Genomic DNA, 1,043 nt, shown 5'->3' with positions numbered 1-1,043 from the left:
TGTTGGCCGTCGCTCAGGATGCAGACGATGGCGTCACTGTGGATGCAGACGTGATTTCGGGGGTCGGTCTGCATTGTGACGGGGTAATCGTCGCGGCGACGCGGTGGTCGTCATGGTGACGACTGTCGGCAGGCATGGTGATGACGCCCCCGGCGGCAGCGCGGGGACGTCGGAGGGTCAGCCGGGTGGCGCCAGAAGGCGGCCGCGGGTGTACATCCCGATCAGGGTCCACGGCGGCTCACCGAGGGCGTAGCGGCGGCGGTCCCAGTAGGCCGCTGCCGACAACAGCGACAGCGCGTGGTGCAACATGTTCCCTCGGTAGCGCAGCGCGGTGAACGTGTCGGGGTCCAGGGCGAGCAGCTGCTCGGTCCCGTCGCGTGCGAGACGGTCCAGGTGCTCTGGCGGTAGTCGGCGAAGCCAGCGGCGCACGGTGGACACCGGCCGCCCCATGGTCGCCGCGATACGCCGGTGTCCGAGTCCATTTGCTTTGTGCAGCAATGCTGTTCCAATCACTGCGGTGGTGTCGGCATGGCGTGGCTGCAGAGCGGCGGGCATCACGATATGCGTTGACGAGCAGGACCGGCATCGCGTGCGGCGGGGGCGCACCGTGATCGTGGTCCCGTCGTGATCGCGCACGGAGCGCCGCCTGCCGTAGCCCCAAGAAGTCAGCTGGCCGTCGCGGCACCGCGGGCAGCGGAGTTCGCCGGCGGCGAGCAGTTTCTCGGCCAGTTCGCCGGTGCGCGCGACGATCACCGCAGAGCCAGTCCATGATCCACCAGCCTTACCTATCACCCGGGAACCGGGATAGGGGTCAGTTCGTGTTGGGCGACCGCAGAATCGACGCGTCCGCCGTCACCGATTGTGACGATCTCGGGATTCGGCATCGCGCCGGAGCCGAAATGGACTCTGCGCGAGCAGACCAGCGCGGGGTCCGTTCGTGGGCACGCTGATGATGCAGACGACCGCCGTCCCCGACCCGGGATTTCGACAACTTCAATGACGATCACCCCCGCCGTGGTCGTCACACAGAGGGACGGTCAACA

General features: G+C 67.6%; 1 protein-coding gene. It reads right to left on the bottom strand.

Features of this window, described 5'->3' with window-relative positions; all coding sequences use genetic code 11:
* Positions 1 to 177: 177 nt before the first annotated feature.
* Complete coding sequence (locus ACTWP6_RS30305) at positions 178 to 753, bottom strand: DUF6431 domain-containing protein (RefSeq protein ID WP_260751629.1); 576 nt, start codon at positions 751 to 753, stop codon at positions 178 to 180.
* Positions 754 to 1,043: the final 290 nt, after the last annotated feature.

Source organism: Mycobacterium sp. 4D054 (assembly GCF_052245755.1).
GTDB lineage: Bacteria > Actinomycetota > Actinomycetes > Mycobacteriales > Mycobacteriaceae > Mycobacterium.
Note: the sequence above shows the minus strand (reverse complement) of the source record. Positions and strands in the feature narration are given on the sequence as shown.